The sequence below is a fragment of the Mycobacterium sp. genome (assembly GCF_965277065.1).
GTDB lineage: Bacteria > Actinomycetota > Actinomycetes > Mycobacteriales > Mycobacteriaceae > Mycobacterium.
Genome location: NZ_CBDIBT010000017.1, coordinates 514,837 through 534,168, shown reverse-complemented (window position 1 = coordinate 534,168; position 19,332 = coordinate 514,837). Strand labels below are relative to the sequence as shown.

Sequence of the window (19,332 nt, the reverse complement as noted above, 5' to 3'; positions counted from 1 at the left end):
CATGGACACACGCATTCTGGGTGGCAATCTCGAAGTCTCGGCAATTGGGTTGGGCTGCATGGGAATGAGTCGGGGCTTCGGCCCGTCGGGGCCCAAGGCCGACATGATTGCGGTGATCCGTGGCGCGGTCGAGCGCGGCGTCACGTTCTTCGACACCGCGGAGGCGTACGGGGACAACGAGGAACTAGTCGGCGAGGCCCTCGCGCCATTCGCGGGGCAGGTGACGATCGCGACAAAATTCGGGTTCGCCTTCGCCGCCGACGGCAACATCAGCGGGCTGAACAGCCGGCCCGAGCACATCAGAGAAGTCACCGAGAACTCGCTGCGCCGACTCGGCGTGGAGACCATCGACCTGCTCTACCAGCACCGCGTCGACCCCGACGTCCCCATCGAAGACGTCGCCGGAACCGTCAAGGAACTGATCGACACCGGAAAGGTGAGGCACTTCGGGATGTCGGAGGCGTCACCGCAGACGATTCGCCAAGCGCACGCCGTACAACCTGTCACCGCGCTGCAAAGCGAATATTCGCTGTGGTGGCGCGAACCGGAGTCTCCGGAGACCGGCGTGCTGTCGACCCTGTCCGAACTCGGTATCGGCTTCGTGCCCTACAGCCCCCTGGGCAAAGGATTTCTCACCGGAAGTATCAGCGACAGCACCCAATTCGACAGCTCCGACATCCGCAGCAGCATCCCGCGTTTCGCTGCCGACAACCGCAGCGCCAATCGCGCCGTCGTCGATTTGCTCCAGGCGATCGCGGACCGCAAGGGCGCGACCGCCGGCCAGATCGCGCTGGCCTGGTTGCTTGCTCAGCGACCCTGGATCGCGCCGATCCCCGGCACCCGGCGGTTGCAGCGGCTCGAGGAGAATCTCGGGGCAGCCGAGGTCCAGTTGAGCGCTGAGGACTTGAGCGAAATCGATTCCGTGTCAGCCGGTATCGAGGTGCAGGGCGCGCGTTACCCCGACTTCATGCAGCGGCTGATCGGGCGCTGACCCGGCGGGCCACCTCGCCGTATCGCTCGAAGCGTTCCGGATCGCCCACCGCGTTGTACAACACCAAGCGCGTCGCGGTCCCGGCGTACTTGTCGATCAGCTTGTCGGCCAACGTGTCCCAGGACGATTCGGTGGCGAAGGCGGCCACATGGTCATCGCTGACCTGAGCCGCCATCCCGGCGAAGTCGCCGGACTTCTGCTGTTCCCGGATCCGCGCGGTCGTGCCCTCGAACCCGGCCTCGTCCCAGATGAACGCGTAGTTAGGCGTGCTCCCATAGAACGCCATGCTGGCGCGCACCGTTTCGCGCTGCTTGTCGCGCTCTTCGTCTGTGTCGCCGACGATCGTCATCACCGGCACGATGATCGCGACGTCCGACGGGGACCGCCCCGATTTCTGGGCTCCCTCAGCGACTTGCGGTATCACGTGGCGGGCGATGTAACCGGGCTCGCCGATCGGGTGGACGTGCACGCCGTCGGCCACTTCGCCGGCCATCCGCAGCATCCACGGATTCACCGCTGCGACGTCGACTTTGGGGTCAGGGGCGTCGATCGGACCCGGGCTCCATTGCGGGGTGATGAAATCCAGGTCGTAGAACTCGCCGTGGTGATCGAGCTTTCCGGACCGAAACGCTGAAAAGCAGGCCCTGACCGCCAGCAGATAGTCGCGCAGCCGTGGGCCCGGTCGCTCGAAATCCACGCCGTAACGCCGGACGACGTGAGTGCGTACCTGGGTGCCCAGGCCCAGCCGAAAGTTACCGCCGGACGCCTCCTGCAGTTCCCACGCCGCGGCGGCGGTCACGAACGGACTGCGCGGAAAGGCCACCGCGACACCGGTCGACAACTCGAGGCCGGGTGCGGCTTGCGAGGCCACCGCGGCGTTCAGATACGCCGTGCGGCCCGTCTCGGTGAACAGCAGACCGGAGAAGCCGGCGGCCTGCGTTCGCTCGGCCAGTCCGGCGACCTGGCCGAGCGGCTGCGGGACGGTCATCGCATCGACGTGCATAGCTGGAGCTAGCCAGTGCTCAGAGGTTCGCCCCGAAGAACTCGCGGGTGGCGGTCCAATGCCGCTCGTCGGCGTCTGCGTCATAGGGTGGATTGTCCGGCACGGCGTAGCCGTGTGCGGCGGAATAGGTTTCGATTGTGTGGTCGACGCCGGCCGCCGTCAACGCCTTCTCGAGTTGTTCGGCGTGGTCGGCGGTGAACGATGCGTCGTTCGCGGCGCCGCCCACGTAGACCGCGGCCCGGATCTGATCGGCCCGCAGATGCGGGCTGTCGCTGCCGTCGGTGACCAGCCCGCCGCCGTGGAAGGACGCCGCGGCCGCAACCCGGTCCGGAACACGCCCGGCAACGATGAATGACGCGCGACCGCCCATGCAGTAGCCGGTGGTGCCGAATGTTGTCCCACTGACCTCGGGCCGTGCCGCCAGGTAGTCGAAGTACGCGTTTGCATCCGATGCCCAATTGTCGGGGCTGATGCTGCCGATGAACGACATCAGGCGTTTGCGCTCGGCGTTGTCGCTGAATGCGGTCTTCATGTCGAACGGCTCCCAGTCGCCCTGGCGGTAATAGACGTCGGGCAGCAGGACCGCGTAACCGAAGTCGGCAAGCCTGGCGGCCATGTCGACGAAGGTCTGTCGGGTTCCGCCGGCGTCGGGAAACATGACCACACCTGGCCAGGGGCCCTGTCCTTCGGGGGTGAACAGGCGGACCGGGGCGGAGCCATCGGGAGTGGTGACGGTGTCGGTGATGTTCGGCATGCCATCCGTTCTACTGCTACTCATCTCTTTTGTTTGGTTGTTCGCTTGGGAAATGAGTTGTTTCGCTCGATGAGGATCCCCTTGATCGCGTTCAGCGGTCTACGCGGGGGATGCAGTCGGGAGCCTGACCTCGCGGCAGCCGTCCAACAAGCGGTGGTCGTATGTGACGAACGCGGTCAGTTCCCTCGTGATATTGGCTGCGGTCGCGAGATGGATCGCGTCGAGAGAGCGCAGGGTGGCCGGGCCGATGGTTTCAGCCAGAGCGATCACAGGTTCGGTCAGCGGCAGGATGTCGAGCCCGTCGAGTAGGTAACGCGCACGCTCCGCTTGGCCCGGTTCCCCATACCGGGCAACGACTCTCATCAATTCGACCCGGCCGAGCGAGCTCGTCGCCGGGTACTCGCCCTGGACACTGTGCGCCGTGAGCCATGATCGCAGTTCGGGTGTCTCAGGCTCGGCGATGAGTAGCTTCGTCAGGGCTGAGGTGTCCATGTAGATCACTGCTCGGCGCGCATCTCTTTGAGAACATCGGACAGATTGCGCTTGCGGCCTCGGGCGGGCACGGCGGTGACCGTGAGAAAGTTTCGTGGGCGCCGCGCTGGAATCAGGGCACCTGCATCAATCAGTGCTTCACGAGACCGTGCTGCAGCCTGCACCGGGACGAGTCGAGCCACGAGCCGTCCGTTGTTGGTGACACCGAGTTCCTCGCCGGCTTCAACCCGGGCGAGATATCGCGATGCGTGCTGTCGTAGTTCTCGGACGCCGATGACCTCCATGCCTACCAAGGTAGCACATACTGTGCTACGCCGCTGGGGTCTGAACGTGATTTAACGACGTCGACCCGCCGCGCCCAGCTTCGCTGCGCTTGCGATCGCCGCTAATGTGAACACCGTGCCGATCCCCACGCCGTACGAGGACCTCCTGCGGCTGGTACTCGAGCAGGGCACACCCAAAGCCGACCGCACCGGCACCGGTACCCGCAGCCTGTTCGGACACCAGATGCGATTCGACCTGTCCGACGGCTTCCCGCTGATCACCACCAAAAAAGTACACCTGAAGTCGGTGGTCTATGAGTTGCTGTGGTTTTTGCGCGGCGACTCCAACGTCAGCTGGTTGCACGAGCGCGGTGTCTCGATCTGGGATGAATGGGCCAGCGACACAGGCGATCTCGGTCCGGTATACGGGGTTCAGTGGCGATCCTGGCCGACGCCGTCCGGCGAACACGTCGACCAGATCAGCGCGGCCCTGCACCTGCTGCGGACCGACCCGGACTCGCGACGCATCATCGTGTCGGCCTGGAATGTCGGCGAGATCCCGCAGATGGCGTTGGCGCCCTGTCACGCGTTGTTCCAGTTCTACGTGGCTGATGGCCGGCTCAGCTGCCAGCTCTACCAGCGCAGCGCCGACCTGTTTCTCGGCGTGCCGTTCAACATCGCGAGCTACGCACTGCTGACTCACATGATGGCTGCGCAGGCAGGCCTCGGTGTCGGCGATTTCGTCTGGACCGGCGGCGACTGCCACATCTACGACAACCATGTTGAGCAGGTCACCGAGCAGCTGACTCGTGATCCGCGCCCGTATCCTAAACTTGTTCTGGCACAGCGAGACTCGATTTTTGACTACACCTACGACGATGTCGTCGTCGAGGATTATCACCCGCACCCCGCGATCAAAGCCCCCGTCGCTGTATGACGGGACTCGGCCTGATCTGGGCGCAGTCGACGTCGGGAGTGATCGGGCGAGACGGCGATATCCCGTGGCAGGTCCCTGAGGACCTGATCCGCTTCAAAGAGGTCACCCTCGGTCACACCGTGGTGATGGGCCGTCGGACCTGGGATTCGTTGCCCCCGAGATTCCGGCCGCTGCCGGGACGCAGGAATGTCGTACTGACCCGCCAGATCGACTTCATGGCTGACGGTGCGACCGTGGTACACCGCCTCGATGCGGCGCTGACCGATCCCGACACCTGGGTGATCGGCGGCGAACAGATCTACACGCTGGCGCTGCCGCAGGCCAGTCGCTGTGAGGTCACCGAGATCGATATCGACCTGCCCCGCGATGACGGCGATGCCGTGGCCCCGGTGCTCGACGAGCAGTGGGTCGGCACGCCGGGAGGGTGGCACACCAGCCGCGCGGGCGTGCGATACCGGTTTCACAGCTACCACCGCGCATGATTCGGCTGAGTGCTGCGCAGGCCCGGCGGATTGCCGTGACCGCGCAGGGCTTCGCGGACGCGAAACCGAGCGGACCGGTCACCCGCGCGCATCTGCGCCGGCTGATCTCCCGGATCCAGGTGCTGCAGCTGGACTCGGTGTCGGTCGCGGTACGTGCCCACTATGCGCCGGTGTTCAGCCGGCTCGGGCCCTACGACCGGGACGTACTGGATCGTGCGGCATGGGCACACAGCGCGCGCTCGCCCCGGTTGCTGGTCGAGTACTGGGCGCACGAAGCCGCGCTGATGGCCGTCGACGACTGGCCGCTGATGCGCTGGCGGATGGGTCAATACCGGCACGGCCGCTGGGGCACCCACATCGTCAAAGCCAACCCGAAGCTCGCCGACAACATCGTGGCCGCCGTCGAGGAACTCGGGCCGAGTACGGCCGGGCAGATCGAGGCGCGTCTGGCCACCACGCCGCGTGGTCCGCGGGGCGATTGGTGGGGGAGCCGAAGCGACACCAAGTGGGTGGCTGAGGCGTTGTTCGCCGCCGGCACTCTGACCACCGCGACCCGGGTGGGTTTCGCCCGGCATTACGACCTGGCCGAACGGGTGCTGCCGGCCGAGGTCGTGGCGCGCGGCGTCGCTGAACACGACGCGGTGCGTGAGCTCGTCCTGCGCGCGGCCACCGCGCTCGGGGTAGCCACCGAGGCCGACCTCCGCGACTACTTCCGGCTGGCCGCGGGCCAGGCGAAGCCGGCGATCGCCGCGCTGCTCGCCGCCGGTAAGCTGGAGCAGGCCGAGGTCGAAGGCTGGTCGGCATTGGCGTATCTACCTGCAGGACAGACGATTCCACGCCGCGACCGCGGTATCGCGCTGCTGTGCCCGTTCGATCCGCTGATCTTTTTCCGGCCGCGGGTGGAGCGGCTGTTCGGGTTTCACTACCGCATCGAGATCTATACGCCGGCCGAGAAGCGTCAATACGGCTACTACGTGTGGCCGTTTCTGCTCGACGGTGAGTTGGTGGCGCGCGTTGACCTCAAAGCCGACCGCTCCGCGGACGCATTGCATGTGGTGGGTGCGTTCGTCGAGGCGGATCGCTCGCCATCGCGGGTGGCCGAGGCGTTGGCCCGCGAGCTGGACACCATGGCGCAGTGGTTGGGACTGGCCCGCGTGACCGTTGGCAGACGGGGCGATCTGGCCGGCGCGCTGCGGGCTCAGGGCAGGTAGAGCCCACGGATGCGGTGGAAGCGGTGCCGGCCGAGCAGTGCGTTGGCCGCGATGAGCCCTGACATCACGGCCGCTTCGATGCAGCCCGCGTTCATGGCGCAGTCCGTCCAGTCGCCGGCCAGAACCAGGTTGTCGTAGCCGCTTTCGTCGGGCCGCAGGCGATAGCGCTCGGTGCCGGGAATCGACTGCACGTAGCGGTCCGACGGATCGACGTTGACGCTCACGTGCTGAGTGTCCAGCGCTGCGCGGCCCCGTTTGCCGTTGACGCCACTGAGGAGATGCCAGTCGAATCCGTGCTCGGTGACCGCGTTGGGGAAGAACGGTCGCAGGTTCCGGTCGATGTAATCGGCGGCCTGGTCGCGCACCTGCTGCTGATACCGATCCAGATAGCCGGCACCCGATTCGCTGGTCGGCCACGGCGCATGCATCGTGCCGCAGAAGTAGGCGACGGTGCCGGGTCGATCATGCTCCGGCCAGTCCTCGCTCCACAGCGTCTGTGGCATCGATGCCCAGGTCTCGAAGGGACGAAGGTAGGCGCTGATCGTCACCGCCGGCTCGTTCCAGCCCAACGTGGGTTCGTCTGGGCGGAGCCAGATTTGGAACGCCTGAGTGGCGACGGTGCGAATCCGCGACGTCATCTCCTGCCAGTCGACCCGATCCTCGATCAGCTCGCCGGCCACGATCGGCAGCATGCCCACCGACACCGCGAGCACGACGTGGTCGAAATCGGTGCCGCGGCGCAACACCCGCGTCTCTGCGTCGGCGCGCTCGGACCAGTGAGTTTCCAGCGAATGCCAACCTCCGCTGGGGATCTGGCCGTCCGACAGTTGCTCGGTCAACGGGATGCTCGGAAACGCCGGCAGACCAAGCACTTTGGTCAACGGATCGTAGGTGTCGATGCCTTCGGCGAGGCGGACCTGCCGGCCCATCGTGATCGATTCAACCGCTAGATGCCGGTCATCGAGATGCAGGGCGTCGAGGCGGTGGAAGAACTCGAATTCCACGCCGCGCTGCCGTAGTGCCTGATACAGCGGGGCGACCACGATGTCGCCCATTCCGGCGGTCATCTTCCAGAAGATCGCGCCCTTGTATTGGAACAGGGCCAACGCGGTCAGGAAGATGGCTTGTCCCGCACCGAAAGACGGCCGCTGCGGGTCGGCATCCTCGTAGGCGAAGACCAGGTCGTAGAGGCCGCGCACCAACGCGAAATCCAAGACGTCGGGATGCGCGCCGTGGCGCAACAGCCATGCGTTGTAGTCCTCGTCGTTGATCGCGCGAAACCCACGCGGATCGGTGACCAGGTTGTCGGCGAGTATTCCGCGGATCACCGCGACCATCATCGACAGCAGCTGCCACGATCGCCGGTGGTCCGGGCGTCGTTCGTACTCAAGCGCCTCTCGCGTGGCGGTGACCGCGTTGTCGATCAGCGAGTTGAACGTCGGCTTTACAGCCTGGGGGTCGGCGAGTGCGAGGAGCGCGGCCATCGCCGCGCACTGGACCGCGTCGATCCAACCCGACACCGGCGAGGGGTCGGCGGAGGTGGACAGTTCCAGTCCGACAGGTGCGGCGCTGCGCTGGGATTCGGCGAAGTCGCGGACCAATCGCACGGCCCGTCGGGTGAAGTCGAACACGGTCATCTCGCGGCCGGTGGCGTCCGGTTCGCCGGGAAGCCCGCCATTGCGGGTGAACGTTCCCAGCCACATCAGCCAGTCGTTGCCGAACCGGTCGGCCAACCCGAGATTGTCGCCAGGTATCAACGCCTGATCCCAGGTTGTGATGGGAGCGCTCGGATCGCTGGTGGCGCGGTCGATTTCGGCGTAGCACTCCCGCAGCATTCCGAAAGCGTTCTCGTAGTATCCCAGCCAGATGTGTAAGCCGTGCTCTTCGATGCGGCCGTTCGGGCCGCGGCTGGATGCGCCCTTGCCGCCGAGTCGCCAGCCACGCTGATAGACGGTGATGGAATCGAAGCGATCGCGCCAACCCGGCTCGCTGAGCCGCCAGGCCGCACTCAATCCGGCCATGCCGCCACCGAGGATGGCGACCTTGCCTCCCGGCCGGCTCACCCGAGCAGTGCTCGCGCTCGGACCAGGTCCGGCCATTGGCTGGCGGCGGGAAACCGACTCATGGCATCAGAAAGCGTGTTCCTCGAGCGCTCACCGTGCAGTTCAAAATCATCTATCGCGGAGCGTAATTCGAAGATCGGCGCCTGCTGCGCACGAGCCGTCTCGATAGCGGCGTGCAGGTCCGCATCGCGTGTGTCGTGGTCGTCGGTCATACGGGCGCGCAGGCGCAACAGCTCCGCGCGGTAGAAATTCACCCCGGTCTCGTCGCCCAACTGCAACGCGATGTCGAGACGCTCACGGGCATCGTCGCGCTTGCCTGCTGCGGCGAGCAATTGCGCAAGCACCGCGTCGTAGTACGTCACAAACAGTGTCGCCTCGGCTTCCCGCCAGCTCTGCACGATGAACGTCAGGATCGCGATGTGATTCTGCAAATCCCCTGGAGGAATTTCGCTGCCCGATAGCGTCGCAAGCGCAGCGACGGTCGCCTGCTGAGCGGTAGCCATTGCAACCCAGTAGTCGAAGCCGTGCCGTCGTGCTTCACTGTGGAGTTCGTTGGCGAGGGTTGCGGCACGATCGAGCTGGCCAGCCTCCGTGCGCACCCAAATCTCGTAGCAGCGCTGAAAGGCATGACTGTATGGCCCTTGCGGGAAGTCAAGCAGAACCGCTTGACGCACAGCGTCGTTGAACTGCTCCTCGGCGCCTTTGAAATCACCGTGAACGCACCGCGCGAGAGCCAGGTGGGTATGCGACGACACGATCGGCTCGTTGGGTACAAACCATGCGGTGTCGAGATTGGGGATGCCCCCGGCGGCCAGTGCTGCCGTGGCTTCTTCGAGTAACGCCAGGGACGCAGTGAAATCCCCGCTGTACCAGGCGACGATGCCGAAGGCGATGTCATTCGCAGGGCGAAACCAGTTCTGGTATCTCGACGCCCTTTCTCGCATCGATTCCGATAGCCGTAACGTGCGCCTGAGGTCGCTGCGCGGCAGGTAGTAGGCCCACAGCGCGGTCAAGGTCGCAAAGAGCTCCGATTCACGCAGTTCCGTCCCGCCAAGCTCAAGGCAGCGTTCGAAGTCGATCGCCGCCTGCGGGCTCGCGGTACCTTCAGCAGCCGACGCCAGGAACCCGCGGCGAAGCCGGAGGCGGACTTCCCTTCGGTCCCGCGCAATCCCGGGCGCCGCGCGTTCGATCTGTGCGATGGCACGGGTCAGGCAGGCGCGGGATTCGTCGAGCGCGCCGCGACGCCGAGCGTCATGCGCCGCCTGTCGGTGCGCATTTGCCGCCTCATCGAATCGTTCCGCGTGCTCATAGTGCAGGGCGACCAGGTGCCAATCCGGATGCTCCGAGTCGCCGACAAGGGCATCGGCCACCCGACTATGGAGGATTCGTTGGACGCTCGGCGGCGGGAGTTCGTACGCGACCTCGCGCAACAGCTGATGACGAAATCGCCAGCTGTCCACCGTCGTCGGCTCGAAAACACGCGCGTTCTCGAGATCGCGGATGGCGACGTCGAAGTCCGTTCCAGCCATGTCCAGCACGCTTCGCAGCGTGTCGCGGTCGAATTCTCGGCCGATCGTCGCTGCGGCCTCCACGACCTGAATAGTGACGTCGCTGGCCCGAAGACGGGCGAACAGCGGCTCGTACAGCGCGTCCGGTACGCGTGCCCAACGTGCGCCGTCGGTAGGCTGCTCGTGCAGCTTGGTGACGATCTCTTCGATGTAGAGCGGCACACCGTCGCAGCGATGCTGGACGTCGGCCCGCTCGTCTGCCGACAACGTGGGGTCGAGCGCGGTGATCAGTTCATCGGTCTCTGTCGATGTCAGCGGCGACAATTCAAAGGTCTTGATTTCAGGGATGTTTGGCAACGAGTTGGGCTCGCGCGCGGTGAGGATGACGAGTACCCGCCCAGTGCTCGCGCGGAGCAGTGATTCGACAACGCCGAGGGTCGACGAATCGAACCAGTGCATGTCCTCAGCTAAAATCACGGCCGGGCTGTCGCCGACGACGGCAATCACATAGCGCTGGATCGCTTTGGTGATCAAACGCGACAGTTTGGCTCCCTCGGCACGAACCGGTTCGTAACCGTGGTCGGCGGAGATACCCAACACCAGCGCCAGCAGCGGGACCGAGGATTCCGGATCGAAGCCGTGGGTGCGCACCTGCTCGTCCAGCAGTCTCAACCGGTCGGCCTGTTCGGTGGTCCGCTCGATCCCACACCGTTGCTCGATGAGTGCGCGAATCGGATACAGGCCGACGTCGCTGTGAAATGGCGACCCGATCAGGGCGAGAACCGGGTGGCCCGACTGCTCGGCGATGTCGGCGGCCACGGTGGCCAGCCGACTCTTCCCGACACCGGCCTCACCGGTGAAGCCAACGCCCGGCTTGGTCAGCGAGCCACGTTGCGCCTCAGCCCAACTGGCTTGCAGATGATCTAACTCCGCGCTACGGCCGACAAGGGGGCCGAGGGGTATTCGAGTCCAGTTGACGCGTTCGCCGAGGACTTGGGAATGCTCGACGGGCTCGTCGATTCCTTTGACCGTTTGCGCCGGCTTCGCTTCGAGTTCGAAGTAGGCCCGAGCCAATGGCGCGATCGCGCCGGAGACGACGACGCCACCCGGTGGCGCCAGCCCTGATACCCGGGAAGCCAGGTTGGCGCCGAGGCCATAGACATCGTCTTGCGCGACATCCAGATACACCAGGCCGCGATGGATTCCGGCCCGCACCGAGATGTCGAAGTCGAATCGCGATCGCACCTGCGTGCTGAGCCGGGCTACCTCCCGGGCGATATCCAGACCGGCCTGTACCGCCCGTCGCACGTCGTTCTCGTGGGCCTTTGGGTGACCGAACACCGCGAGCAGGCCGTCGCCCTTGGTGGAGAAGACATGACCCTCATAGCGGTTCACGATGTCGTTGACCTGCTGGCGGTAACGCCCGATCACTGTGCGGTATATTTCGGGCTCGATGCGGGTAGACAGCGCGGTTGAGTCGACGATATCGGCGAAAAGTATTGTCAACCGCCGTAATTCGCCGGTCCCAGCCGCTGGGGTGGCAAGCAGGTCCTCGGCGTCCTGATTGCCGCTGTCGACGGCCAGCACCTGCTGGGCCAGCGCGCTCGCGGTGGCGCGATCCCCACTGTTGAGTGCGCGCACCGCGCGGTCCAGCAACTCGTCGATCGCGCGAGGCTCGCCGGTCGTGCTCACAGGTCGATGGTGCGGGTTACCTCGACGGCATGCGCTTTGGCGACCCCGATCTGGGTCAACCGGATCTTTCCGCCGTACGCCCCACTGCGGAGTTCGGGCCAGGTGACCTTCACCCGGAACCTGCTCTCACCGCGGGGGAGGATCGCGACGGAAAAGGCGACATACTCGCTCGGGATCACGCATGACGGCTCACCGGCTCTAGTGAACGGCACGGCTACGGATAGTGCTCTCTCGCAACTGTTGTCGACGTCGACAACGATCCAGTCGGAGAGCCCGTAGCTCTCCGATCCGGTCGGAATGCAGGGATACGGAATCGTGGTCGGGATCATCTCGAGGCCGGTGTTCAGGGCGAGATCGAACAACTGGCTGGCCGATTTCGCCCACTTCTCGAAACTGAATGTTCCATTGGTGATCTCGGCGTTGGCGTCCAGCACGATCTTGCCCGCCTTATCGACGAGGCGACGCGAGGTTGCGGTGTACTGCGACGCGCGCGTTTTCGGGTCGATTGTCACGTGCCACCCTTCCGCGCCGGGTTTCGCAGCCGCTCCAGATAACGCCAGGGATCGGTGATCACCCGGGCCGTGAATTCGGCGTTCAGCTCGATCATCTCGGCGATCGGCACCGTACCGCTCGCCCATTTTGCCGCGACGGCTGCGGTTTTCTCGGACATGTCGTCGACGCATTCGTTGACCATCTCGACCGCCAGTTCTACGGCACGACGACTCGTATCCGGTGCCGGCGCCGGGGGTGTTTGCGACGGCGGGGTTGTGGGTTGATTCGGAGCCTTCACCGGTGGCAAGGTCGACATCTTCCAAGGCGTCCAGCCTTGCGAATTGCTGGCGTGATTCTCCACACCATCGAGAATCATGTCGATGCCCTGGTCGCCGTATCCCATCGCGCAGGCGAGTACACCCCACGGGGTGATCGCCGAGTTGCGAAAGCCGACAACCTTTCTCGTGCGTATTCGCACGCCGCTGCCCGTCGACGTCATTCTGATGAATCCCTCGTCGAGGACGATAAGCCCGTCGCCTTCTGCGTCGTGAACGGGCTGCTCGTCGAGCGCGTACTCCAGGCAGGCCGTGGGCAGCTGCGTGGTGTCGTCCAGCCCCTCGGTCTTCCAGTATTTCAGCGGGGTTGTCATACGGGTCGGCAGGATTGGGCAGGTCGTGCTGACTTGCTCGAGCACTCGGGCCCAGCCGTCGTCGCGGTCCGGTTTCGGGCGCATGTCGCAGAAGAAAGTCGATAGACACTTGGCCCAGTTGGCCGGATCGATCACATCTTTCAGCTCGTCGAGCGAGACGTCGTCGCTGCTGAATTCGGTGGTGATCACAAGAGAGGGATGGTTACGCACGATCATCAGCTTGGGCTGACACAGCGGCACGAGTGCCACTTTGGGATCGACCAGCCCCCGGTCGCCGGCAATTTCGATGACTTTCGGGTATCCGTCGCGAGAGTTCAGATTGAGCCGGAGGTGGTCGAATAGGCCACTATTGGTGCCGCGGACCAAGTCGAGTGCGTCGTCGAGCTGTTGTTCCCACGAGGCGCCCAATACGTTTTGCAGATACCAGCCCGGCAGCTGACTGAGCATTGCGATCGCGTACACCATGCGTGCTTTTTGCACAGTAGACAACGGCCGGTCTGGCTCGGGCGGAGTGGGCCGGGTTCCGCTAAAACCCGCCGTTGCAGCGGGTTCTTTTTTGGGAGTTTTGCCGGTCTTCTTGCTGACGGCCCGCGATGCCGGGGCCGGCTGTGACGCCGCTGCATGCTGCTTCAGGACCGACAACGCATCGCCCAAATCGGGGACGCTTGCCGTGTGGGTGAATTGGCCGGCGCGGTGTCCGAGAAACACCAGGAGTTGTTCGTACCAGCCCGCGGTGGCGCCGGTGCTGCCGGGAAGATATCGCGCGACGGTGGCTTCGATGTCGGTGTTGCCAGTGCTCACCGCTTGATCGAGCGCGCCATAGAGCGCGAGCAGTGCTTGAGCAGGCGTCGCTGGAGAAGGAGTTGCCATTGGGCCTCCCGGTACCGGTTTGCCCAGCTACCATACCGTCGCAAGGGTTGATTTACAGCGTTAACTCATATGGAATTCACGTTTGCCCACTACGGCCGGCCGCGCGGGAGGATCGTTGACCGATCGGGGGTTCAGCGACGACGGCACCATCGACGATCTGCCCTGGGCGTCGGTGTTCGACCCGGCCGCTAATGCGAGGGCCCTCAGCGCGATTCAGGCCGAGGGGTTCCGGGCCGCCAGCCGCATCGTCAACCGGTTCGTTCGCGCCGTCGAACCCCACGCCGATGCCCCGGAGTCGGACGCCGATCCGGGTAGCCACAGCGCGGCAGGGGATGGCGTTCACGAGTTCGAGCGGCTGACGCGGGCGTGGTGGTCGATGGCCGGGCAGTTCCTGCTCCAGTCGCTGCCGGCGACGGCAAAGACCGGCGGCGAATCGGTGAGTCTGGATGTCGGTGGACCCGGCACCCCACGCGGAGTGAATTTTGATGTGGCCATAGGTGAATCGACCAGCAGCGAAATCTGGTTGCATAACCGGGGATCCGACGACCGCGGTGACGTGCGGCTGCAAGCCAGTGATCTGCTCGGCCACGACGGCAGCGTGATTCCCGCTGCCGCACTACGCATCGACACCGAGGTGGTGCCGATGCCGGCCCGATCCAGTCGCGGTGTAGTCGTCACGGTCGACGTCGGTGCGGAAGTGCGGCCCGGGGTCTACCGGGGCACCGTGCTGGCCAGTGGCAACCCCGATCTGTGGCTGCCCGTGACGCTCACCGTCCGGCTGCCCACCACATGACCAGCACCGCCGACCGCGCCGCGCTGGTGGGTGTCGTCGATGAACGTCTGCGCGAGGTCGCGAAGCTGGTTCGCCGATCCATGCTCGACGCGTTGCCCGATGGGGAGCCCAGTCAGTGGCTCTACGCGCCGATGCGCGAATATCCGTCGCGGCCAGGCAAGGCGTTGCGCCCGGCACTCTGCCTGTCGGCGGGTCGCGCATTCGGGGCCGAGCCGAACGAGCTGTTGGGTCTGGCCGTCGCGATCGAATTGCTGCACAACGCATTTCTTGTACACGACGACATCGCTGACGGCAGCGAAATGCGGCGCGGCAGGCCAACTTTGGCCGCCTCGCACGGGATGGCTGCCGCCCTGAACGCCGGCGACGCACTGGCGGTGGTCGCCGGCCAGGTGTTGCGTCGGGCAACCCGGCGCCTGGACCGCAATCTTGCGGACCTGGTCTGGGCTGAGTTCGACACCATGGCGATGCGCACCCTCGAGGGGCAGGCCACCGAGGTCGGTTGGCAGCTCGACAACGTCGAAGATCTGCGGCCTGACGATTACTTGCATCTGATCATGCACAAAACGTGCTGGTACACGACGATCCATCCGCTGCGGGTCGGCGCCATCGTCGGCTCGGGCGGTACCGCCAACCTTGGACCACTGGTGCGGTTCGGCTTTCATTTCGGCGCCGCGTTTCAGATCCGCGACGATCTGCTGAACCTGGTGGGCGACGAACAGGTCTACGGCAAAGAAATTCTGGGTGATCTCTACGAGGGCAAGCGGACGCTGCCGCTGGTGCATTTGCTTTCCAACGCGCAAGGCGGCGACCGCAAATTGGTCCGCGACTATCTGGTGCGCAGCCGACCGGAGCGATCGGACGAACTGGTGCGGCGCGTCCGCGCGCTGATGGACGACTACGGAAGCATCGAGTACACCAGCGAATACGCCGAGGGCATCCTGCTGGTGGCCGAAGAGTATTTCGAAGAAGCGTTCGCCGATGCCGAGCCCGGGCCGGATCTGGATTTCCTGCGCGCGCTGGTGCCGTACGTCTGGGCGCGCTGGCGCTGAGGGACAGCTGAGGGCCAATAGCTAGGGCCAACAGCTAGGCCTGATTGCCCGGCTCCTCCTCATCGCGCTGCGCGCTCTGCATCGTCGCCGGGCTAGGCCTGATTGCCCGGTTCCTCCTCATCGCGCTGCGCGCTCTGCATCGTCGCCGGGCTAGGGTTGCCCGGTTCCTCCTCATTCGCCGTGGCCGAGACCGCGCCGCGCCGTTGCACGTGCAACTGATCGCCAAGACCGACTTCATCGCCCCGCCCGAGGTGCAATGGGACACCGACGCCGACGGCGGCGAGGCGCTCGTCGAATTCGCCGGTCGGGCCTGCTACCAGAGCTGGTCCAAGCCCAACCCCAAAACCGCGACCAATGCCAGCTATCTGCGGCACATCATCGACGTCGGTCATTTTTCGGTGCTCGAGCATGCGAGCGTCTCCTTCTACATCACCGGCATCTCGCGGTCGTGCAGTCACGAGCTAATCCGTCACCGTCACTTCTCCTACTCGCAGCTGTCGCAGCGGTACGTGCCGGAACACCAGTCACAGATCGTCGTGCCGCCAGGTATCGAAGACGACGAGGAACTGCGCCGCATCCTCGCCGAGGCCGCCGACGCCAGCCGCGCCACCTATCGCGATCTGCTGGACAAACTGGAAGCCAAATTCGCGGCGGATCAACCCAATGCGGTGCTGCGCCGCAAACAGGCCCGTCAGGCCGCGCGAGCCGTATTGCCCAATGCCACCGAGACGCGCATCGTGGTCACCGGCAACTACCGGGCGTGGCGGCACTTCGTCGCAATGCGGGCCAGCGAACACGCCGATATCGAGATTCGGCGCCTGGCCATTGCTTGCCTGCGGTTGCTGGTGGGCGTCGCACCGGCGATATTCAACGACTTCGAGATCGCCGCGCTGGCCGACGGCACCGAGGTGGCGACAAGTCCGCTGGCCACCGAGGCCTGAGCACTCAGGGCCTGAGCAAAGGGCGCTGCAGGGGCAAATGGGTTTGGTACCGCCAGGTAACCTTGGGTCCGTGAGCACCGGCGGAATCGACGTTTACACGCGCCTGGGCACGCTGCTGACCGCGATGGTGACGCCGTTCACCCCGGACGGCTCCCTGGACCTGCCGGCCGCGGCCCGACTAGCGACGCATCTGGTCGACGCCGGTTGCGACGGTTTGGTGATATCCGGAACCACCGGCGAATCGCCGACCACCACCGACGCCGAAAAGCTCGCCCTGCTGCGGGCCGTTCTCGAGGCCGTCGGCGACCGGGCCCGCGTCATCGCCGGTGCGGGAAGCTACGACACCGCCCACAGTGTCCACCTGGCGAGGGCAAGCGCCGCCGAGGGAGCGCACGGTCTTCTGGTGGTGACGCCCTACTACTCGCGGCCACCGCAGGCCGGGTTGCTCGCGCACTTCACGGCGGTGGCCGACGCGACGCCGTTGCCGGTTCTGCTCTACGACATTCCGCCGCGCTCGGTGGTACCAATCGAATACGACACGTTGCGCGCGCTGTCGGCACACCCGAACATCGTCGGTGTCAAAGACGCCAAAGGCGATCTGCACGCCGGCACCCAACTGATGGCCGAGTCGGGTCTGGTCTATTACTCCGGCGACGACGCGCTGAACCTGCCGTGGCTCGCGATGGGCGCCACCGGATTCATCAGCGTGATCTCGCATTTGGCGCCCGGCCAGCTTCGAGATTTGTTGACTGCCTTTGCTTCTGGAGATCACGCCACCGCCCGCAAGATCAACGTGGCGATCGCCCCACTGTCGAACGCGATGAGCCGACTCGGGGGCGTGACCATGTCGAAAGCGGGATTGCGACTGCAGGGCATCGAGGTGGGTGACCCACGGTTGCCGCAGGTGGCCGCGACGGCCGAGCAAATCGATGCGCTGGCTGCCGACATGCGTGCAGCCTCGGTGCTCAGGTGAGCCAGTGGAGGTAGACCTTCAGCCGCCAGGTCCGTTGGCCAAAGGTGGTCTGCGGGTGACAGCGCTGGGCGGAATCAGCGAAATCGGTCGCAACATGACTGTTTTCGAGCATCTGGGCCGCTTGCTGATCATCGACTGCGGGGTGATGTTTCCGACCCACGACGAGCCCGGCGTCGACCTGATCCTGCCCGACCTGCGTCACATCGAAGACCGACTCGACGACGTCGAGGCGCTGGTTCTCACTCACGCACACGAAGACCACATCGGGGCGATTCCGTTCCTGCTCAAGCTGCGTCCCGACATTCCGGTCGTCGGCTCGAAGTTCACCCTGGCCCTGGTAGCGGCGAAATGCCGTGAGCACCGGGTCAAGCCGGTGTTCATCCAAGTGGCAGAGGGGATGCGCAGCACGCACGGAGTGTTCGAGTGCGAGTACTTCGCGGTCAATCATTCCATTCCCGACGCGCTGGCCATCGCGGTGCGCTCGGGTGCCGGAACCGTGCTGCACACCGGCGACATCAAACTCGACCAGCTGCCGCTCGACGGCCGGCCCACCGATCTGCCGGGCATGTCCAGGCTCGGGGACTCCGGGGTGGATCTGTTCCTGTGCGACTCCACCAACGCCGAGATCCCCGGCGTCGGGCCCTCGGAAAGCGAAATCGGGCCGACGCTGCACCGGCTGATCCGCGGTGCGGACGGTCGCGTCATCGTCGCCTGTTTTGCCTCCAACGTGGATCGGGTGCAACAGATCATCGATGCCGCAACGGCATTGGGCCGGCGGGTGTCCTTCGTCGGGCGGTCGATGGTGCGCAACATGGGAATAGCGCGCGATCTGGGATTCCTGCAAGTCGACGAATCCGACCTGGTTGAAATCGGCGCCGCCGAGATGATGCCGGCCGACCAGGTGGTGCTGATCACCACGGGAACACAGGGCGAGCCGATGGCGGCGCTGTCGCGGATGTCGCGCGGCGAGCATCGCAGCATCACGCTGACGTCCGGGGACCTGATCATCTTGTCGTCGTCGTTGATACCGGGCAACGAGGAGGCCGTCTACGGCGTCATCGACGAGCTGGCCAAGATCGGGGCTCGGGTCGTCACCAATCAGCAAGCCCGAGTGCATGTTTCGGGTCACGCCTATTCTGGCGAGCTGCTGTTCCTCTACAACGGGATCCGCCCACGCAATGTGATGCCGGTGCATGGCACTTGGCGGATGCTGCGCGCGAACGCCAAACTTGCCGCGAGTACCGGTGTGCCCGAAGAGTCGATCGTGGTGGCCGAGAACGGCGTCAGCGTCGACCTGGTCGGCGGCGCGGTGAGCATCGCGGGTGCGGTGCCGGTCGGCAAGATGTTCGTCGACGGCTTGATCACCGGGGACGTCGGTGACACGACGTTGGGTGAACGGCTCATTCTTTCCTCGGGTTTCATCGCGATCACCGTGGTGGTCCGGCGCGAGACCGCCGTGCCGGCCGCACGGCCGCTGCTGTATTCGCGCGGCTTCTCCGAGGACCCCAAGGCGCTGGAGCCCGCCGTCCTCAAGGTCGAAGCGGAGCTGGAATCGCTTGCGGCACAGAATGTCACCGATCCAACGCGCATCGCGCAGGCAGTCCGGCGCGCTGTCGGCAAATGGGTGGGGGAGACCTACCGCCGCCAGCCGATGATCGTGCCGACTGTTATCGAAATCTGACCTCGGCGTCGAGCAGGCCCATCGCTTCGATGATGTGGCCGAACAGCATGCCGACAAACGCGGCCAGCTGACTGCGCGCCAGGATGAGTTGTTGGCGCAGTGGCGACGCCGTGGTGAAATCGCCGCCGGCCAGCTGATCGAGTAGGGCGATCCCGCCGGTGTATTGATTGCGAAGTTCGGCCACCCGCTGTCGTAGCGATCCCACCACATGCAGGCCGCCCGGCGCGACGTTGAGCACCGACAGCAGCCGGTCGACGTAGATGATCACGCGATGCTCGTCCGGGTCGTCCTGCGAGCCGAGATCCAAACCGCGAGTGGCGGCGTCGAGTACAGCGGCCTGATGTGCTGACAGGTAGCGGTACGCCGGTTCGGCAACAGCCCCCGGCGGTATTCCCGGTAGCGGGACAGCCTCGTCGCTGGCCACGTATGGAGTATGGCCCTGCCGGCCGCCGTGCCGTGGGAATGCCCACGTCACGGCGTGTCGGGGC

At 65.2% G+C, this 19,332-nt stretch carries 18 protein-coding genes; 9 read left to right on the top strand and 9 right to left on the bottom strand.

Annotated features, from left to right (window positions below):
• Window position 1: 1 nt before the first annotated feature.
• Entirely contained in the window at window positions 2-991 is a 990-nt protein-coding gene (locus ACQY5A_RS11090; protein ID WP_428340394.1) for an aldo/keto reductase, read from the top strand.
• On the opposite strand, the gene ACQY5A_RS11085 is transcribed toward ACQY5A_RS11090, so the two are convergent.
• The 4 genes from ACQY5A_RS11085 to ACQY5A_RS11070 form a co-directional block, all read right to left on the bottom strand.
• Complete coding sequence (locus ACQY5A_RS11085) at window positions 966-1,994, bottom strand: TIGR03617 family F420-dependent LLM class oxidoreductase (protein WP_428340393.1); 1,029 nt, start codon at window positions 1,992-1,994, stop codon at window positions 966-968. The genes ACQY5A_RS11090 and ACQY5A_RS11085 overlap by 26 nt on opposite strands.
• 19 nt (window positions 1,995-2,013) lie before the next feature.
• Entirely contained in the window at window positions 2,014-2,748 is a 735-nt protein-coding gene (locus tag ACQY5A_RS11080) for a dienelactone hydrolase family protein (protein ID WP_428340392.1), read from the bottom strand.
• A 99-nt stretch (window positions 2,749-2,847) separates the two neighbouring features.
• Window positions 2,848-3,249, bottom strand: a complete 402-nt coding sequence (locus ACQY5A_RS11075) for a type II toxin-antitoxin system VapC family toxin (RefSeq protein WP_428340391.1) — start codon at window positions 3,247-3,249, stop codon at window positions 2,848-2,850.
• Complete coding sequence (locus ACQY5A_RS11070) at window positions 3,246-3,524, bottom strand: type II toxin-antitoxin system Phd/YefM family antitoxin (RefSeq protein WP_428340390.1); 279 nt, start codon at window positions 3,522-3,524, stop codon at window positions 3,246-3,248. Before ACQY5A_RS11070 ends, ACQY5A_RS11075 begins: the two co-directional genes overlap by 4 nt.
• 115 nt (window positions 3,525-3,639) lie before the next feature.
• On the opposite strand from ACQY5A_RS11070, the gene ACQY5A_RS11065 reads away from it, so the two are divergent.
• Genes ACQY5A_RS11065 through ACQY5A_RS11055 form a run of 3 tightly spaced genes read left to right on the top strand, consistent with a single transcriptional unit; the run spans window position 3,640 to window position 6,133 of the window.
• Window positions 3,640-4,440, top strand: coding sequence for a thymidylate synthase (locus ACQY5A_RS11065; protein ID WP_428340389.1), 801 nt, complete (start codon window positions 3,640-3,642; stop codon window positions 4,438-4,440).
• A complete protein-coding gene (locus tag ACQY5A_RS11060) occupies window positions 4,437-4,922 on the top strand; it encodes a dihydrofolate reductase (RefSeq protein ID WP_428340388.1) in 486 nt (161 codons plus the stop codon). Before ACQY5A_RS11065 ends, ACQY5A_RS11060 begins: the two co-directional genes overlap by 4 nt.
• A complete protein-coding gene (locus ACQY5A_RS11055) occupies window positions 4,919-6,133 on the top strand; it encodes a winged helix-turn-helix domain-containing protein (protein WP_428340387.1) in 1,215 nt (404 codons plus the stop codon). The genes ACQY5A_RS11060 and ACQY5A_RS11055 overlap by 4 nt, the downstream gene beginning before the upstream one ends.
• Here ACQY5A_RS11055 and ACQY5A_RS11050 read toward each other — a convergent pair.
• Genes ACQY5A_RS11050 through ACQY5A_RS11035 form a run of 4 tightly spaced genes read right to left on the bottom strand, consistent with a single transcriptional unit; the run spans window position 6,121 to window position 13,407 of the window.
• Window positions 6,121-8,196: an FAD-dependent oxidoreductase gene (locus tag ACQY5A_RS11050; RefSeq protein WP_428340386.1), complete on the bottom strand. Its 2,076-nt coding sequence runs from the start codon at window positions 8,194-8,196 to the stop codon at window positions 6,121-6,123. The two genes, ACQY5A_RS11055 and ACQY5A_RS11050, sit on opposite strands and share 13 nt — an antisense overlap.
• Entirely contained in the window at window positions 8,193-11,396 is a 3,204-nt protein-coding gene (locus ACQY5A_RS11045; RefSeq protein ID WP_428340385.1) for an ATP-binding protein, read from the bottom strand. Before ACQY5A_RS11045 ends, ACQY5A_RS11050 begins: the two co-directional genes overlap by 4 nt.
• Window positions 11,393-11,908 (bottom strand): hypothetical protein, encoded by a 516-nt coding sequence (locus ACQY5A_RS11040; protein ID WP_428340384.1) that lies wholly within the window; start codon window positions 11,906-11,908, stop codon window positions 11,393-11,395. The genes ACQY5A_RS11045 and ACQY5A_RS11040 overlap by 4 nt, the downstream gene beginning before the upstream one ends.
• Window positions 11,905-13,407 carry a hypothetical protein gene (locus ACQY5A_RS11035; protein WP_428340383.1) on the bottom strand — a complete coding sequence of 501 codons (1,503 nt, stop codon included), beginning with the start codon at window positions 13,405-13,407 and terminating at the stop codon, window positions 11,905-11,907. Before ACQY5A_RS11035 ends, ACQY5A_RS11040 begins: the two co-directional genes overlap by 4 nt.
• A 115-nt stretch (window positions 13,408-13,522) precedes the next feature.
• On the opposite strand from ACQY5A_RS11035, the gene ACQY5A_RS11030 reads away from it, so the two are divergent.
• The 5 genes from ACQY5A_RS11030 (at window position 13,523) to ACQY5A_RS11010 (ending at window position 18,844) form a co-directional block, all read left to right on the top strand.
• The gene (locus ACQY5A_RS11030) at window positions 13,523-14,200 is read left to right on the top strand and encodes a hypothetical protein (RefSeq protein WP_428340382.1); all 678 of its coding nucleotides are present in this window, start codon (window positions 13,523-13,525) and stop codon (window positions 14,198-14,200) included.
• Window positions 14,197-15,249, top strand: a complete 1,053-nt coding sequence (locus tag ACQY5A_RS11025) for a polyprenyl synthetase family protein (protein WP_428340381.1) — start codon at window positions 14,197-14,199, stop codon at window positions 15,247-15,249. The genes ACQY5A_RS11030 and ACQY5A_RS11025 overlap by 4 nt, the downstream gene beginning before the upstream one ends.
• 173 nt (window positions 15,250-15,422) lie before the next feature.
• Complete coding sequence (gene thyX, locus ACQY5A_RS11020) at window positions 15,423-16,190, top strand: FAD-dependent thymidylate synthase (protein WP_428340485.1); 768 nt, start codon at window positions 15,423-15,425, stop codon at window positions 16,188-16,190.
• 70 nt (window positions 16,191-16,260) lie between these two features.
• The gene (gene dapA, locus ACQY5A_RS11015) at window positions 16,261-17,163 is read left to right on the top strand and encodes a 4-hydroxy-tetrahydrodipicolinate synthase (protein ID WP_428340380.1); all 903 of its coding nucleotides are present in this window, start codon (window positions 16,261-16,263) and stop codon (window positions 17,161-17,163) included.
• A gap of 4 nt (window positions 17,164-17,167) precedes the next feature.
• Window positions 17,168-18,844 (top strand): ribonuclease J, encoded by a 1,677-nt coding sequence (locus ACQY5A_RS11010; protein ID WP_428340379.1) that lies wholly within the window; start codon window positions 17,168-17,170, stop codon window positions 18,842-18,844.
• On the opposite strand, the gene ACQY5A_RS11005 is transcribed toward ACQY5A_RS11010, so the two are convergent.
• Window positions 18,831-19,268, bottom strand: coding sequence for a hypothetical protein (locus ACQY5A_RS11005; protein WP_428340378.1), 438 nt, complete (start codon window positions 19,266-19,268; stop codon window positions 18,831-18,833). The genes ACQY5A_RS11010 and ACQY5A_RS11005 overlap by 14 nt on opposite strands.
• Between the last annotated feature and the right edge of the window lie 64 nt (window positions 19,269-19,332).

Excerpts from the sequence above, each read along its gene's own strand:
- ACQY5A_RS11090 (WP_428340394.1), top strand. The coding sequence starts at position 2 with ATGGACACACGCATTCTGGGTGGCAATCTCGAAGTCTCGGCAATTGGG.
- ACQY5A_RS11085 (WP_428340393.1), bottom strand. The coding sequence starts at position 1,994 with ATGCACGTCGATGCGATGACCGTCCCGCAGCCGCTCGGCCAGGTCGCC.
- ACQY5A_RS11080 (WP_428340392.1), bottom strand. The coding sequence starts at position 2,748 with ATGCCGAACATCACCGACACCGTCACCACTCCCGATGGCTCCGCCCCG.
- ACQY5A_RS11070 (WP_428340390.1), bottom strand. The coding sequence starts at position 3,524 with ATGGAGGTCATCGGCGTCCGAGAACTACGACAGCACGCATCGCGATAT.
- ACQY5A_RS11060 (WP_428340388.1), top strand. The coding sequence starts at position 4,437 with ATGACGGGACTCGGCCTGATCTGGGCGCAGTCGACGTCGGGAGTGATC.
- ACQY5A_RS11055 (WP_428340387.1), top strand. The coding sequence starts at position 4,919 with ATGATTCGGCTGAGTGCTGCGCAGGCCCGGCGGATTGCCGTGACCGCG.
- ACQY5A_RS11035 (WP_428340383.1), bottom strand. The coding sequence starts at position 13,407 with ATGGCAACTCCTTCTCCAGCGACGCCTGCTCAAGCACTGCTCGCGCTC.
- ACQY5A_RS11025 (WP_428340381.1), top strand. The coding sequence starts at position 14,197 with ATGACCAGCACCGCCGACCGCGCCGCGCTGGTGGGTGTCGTCGATGAA.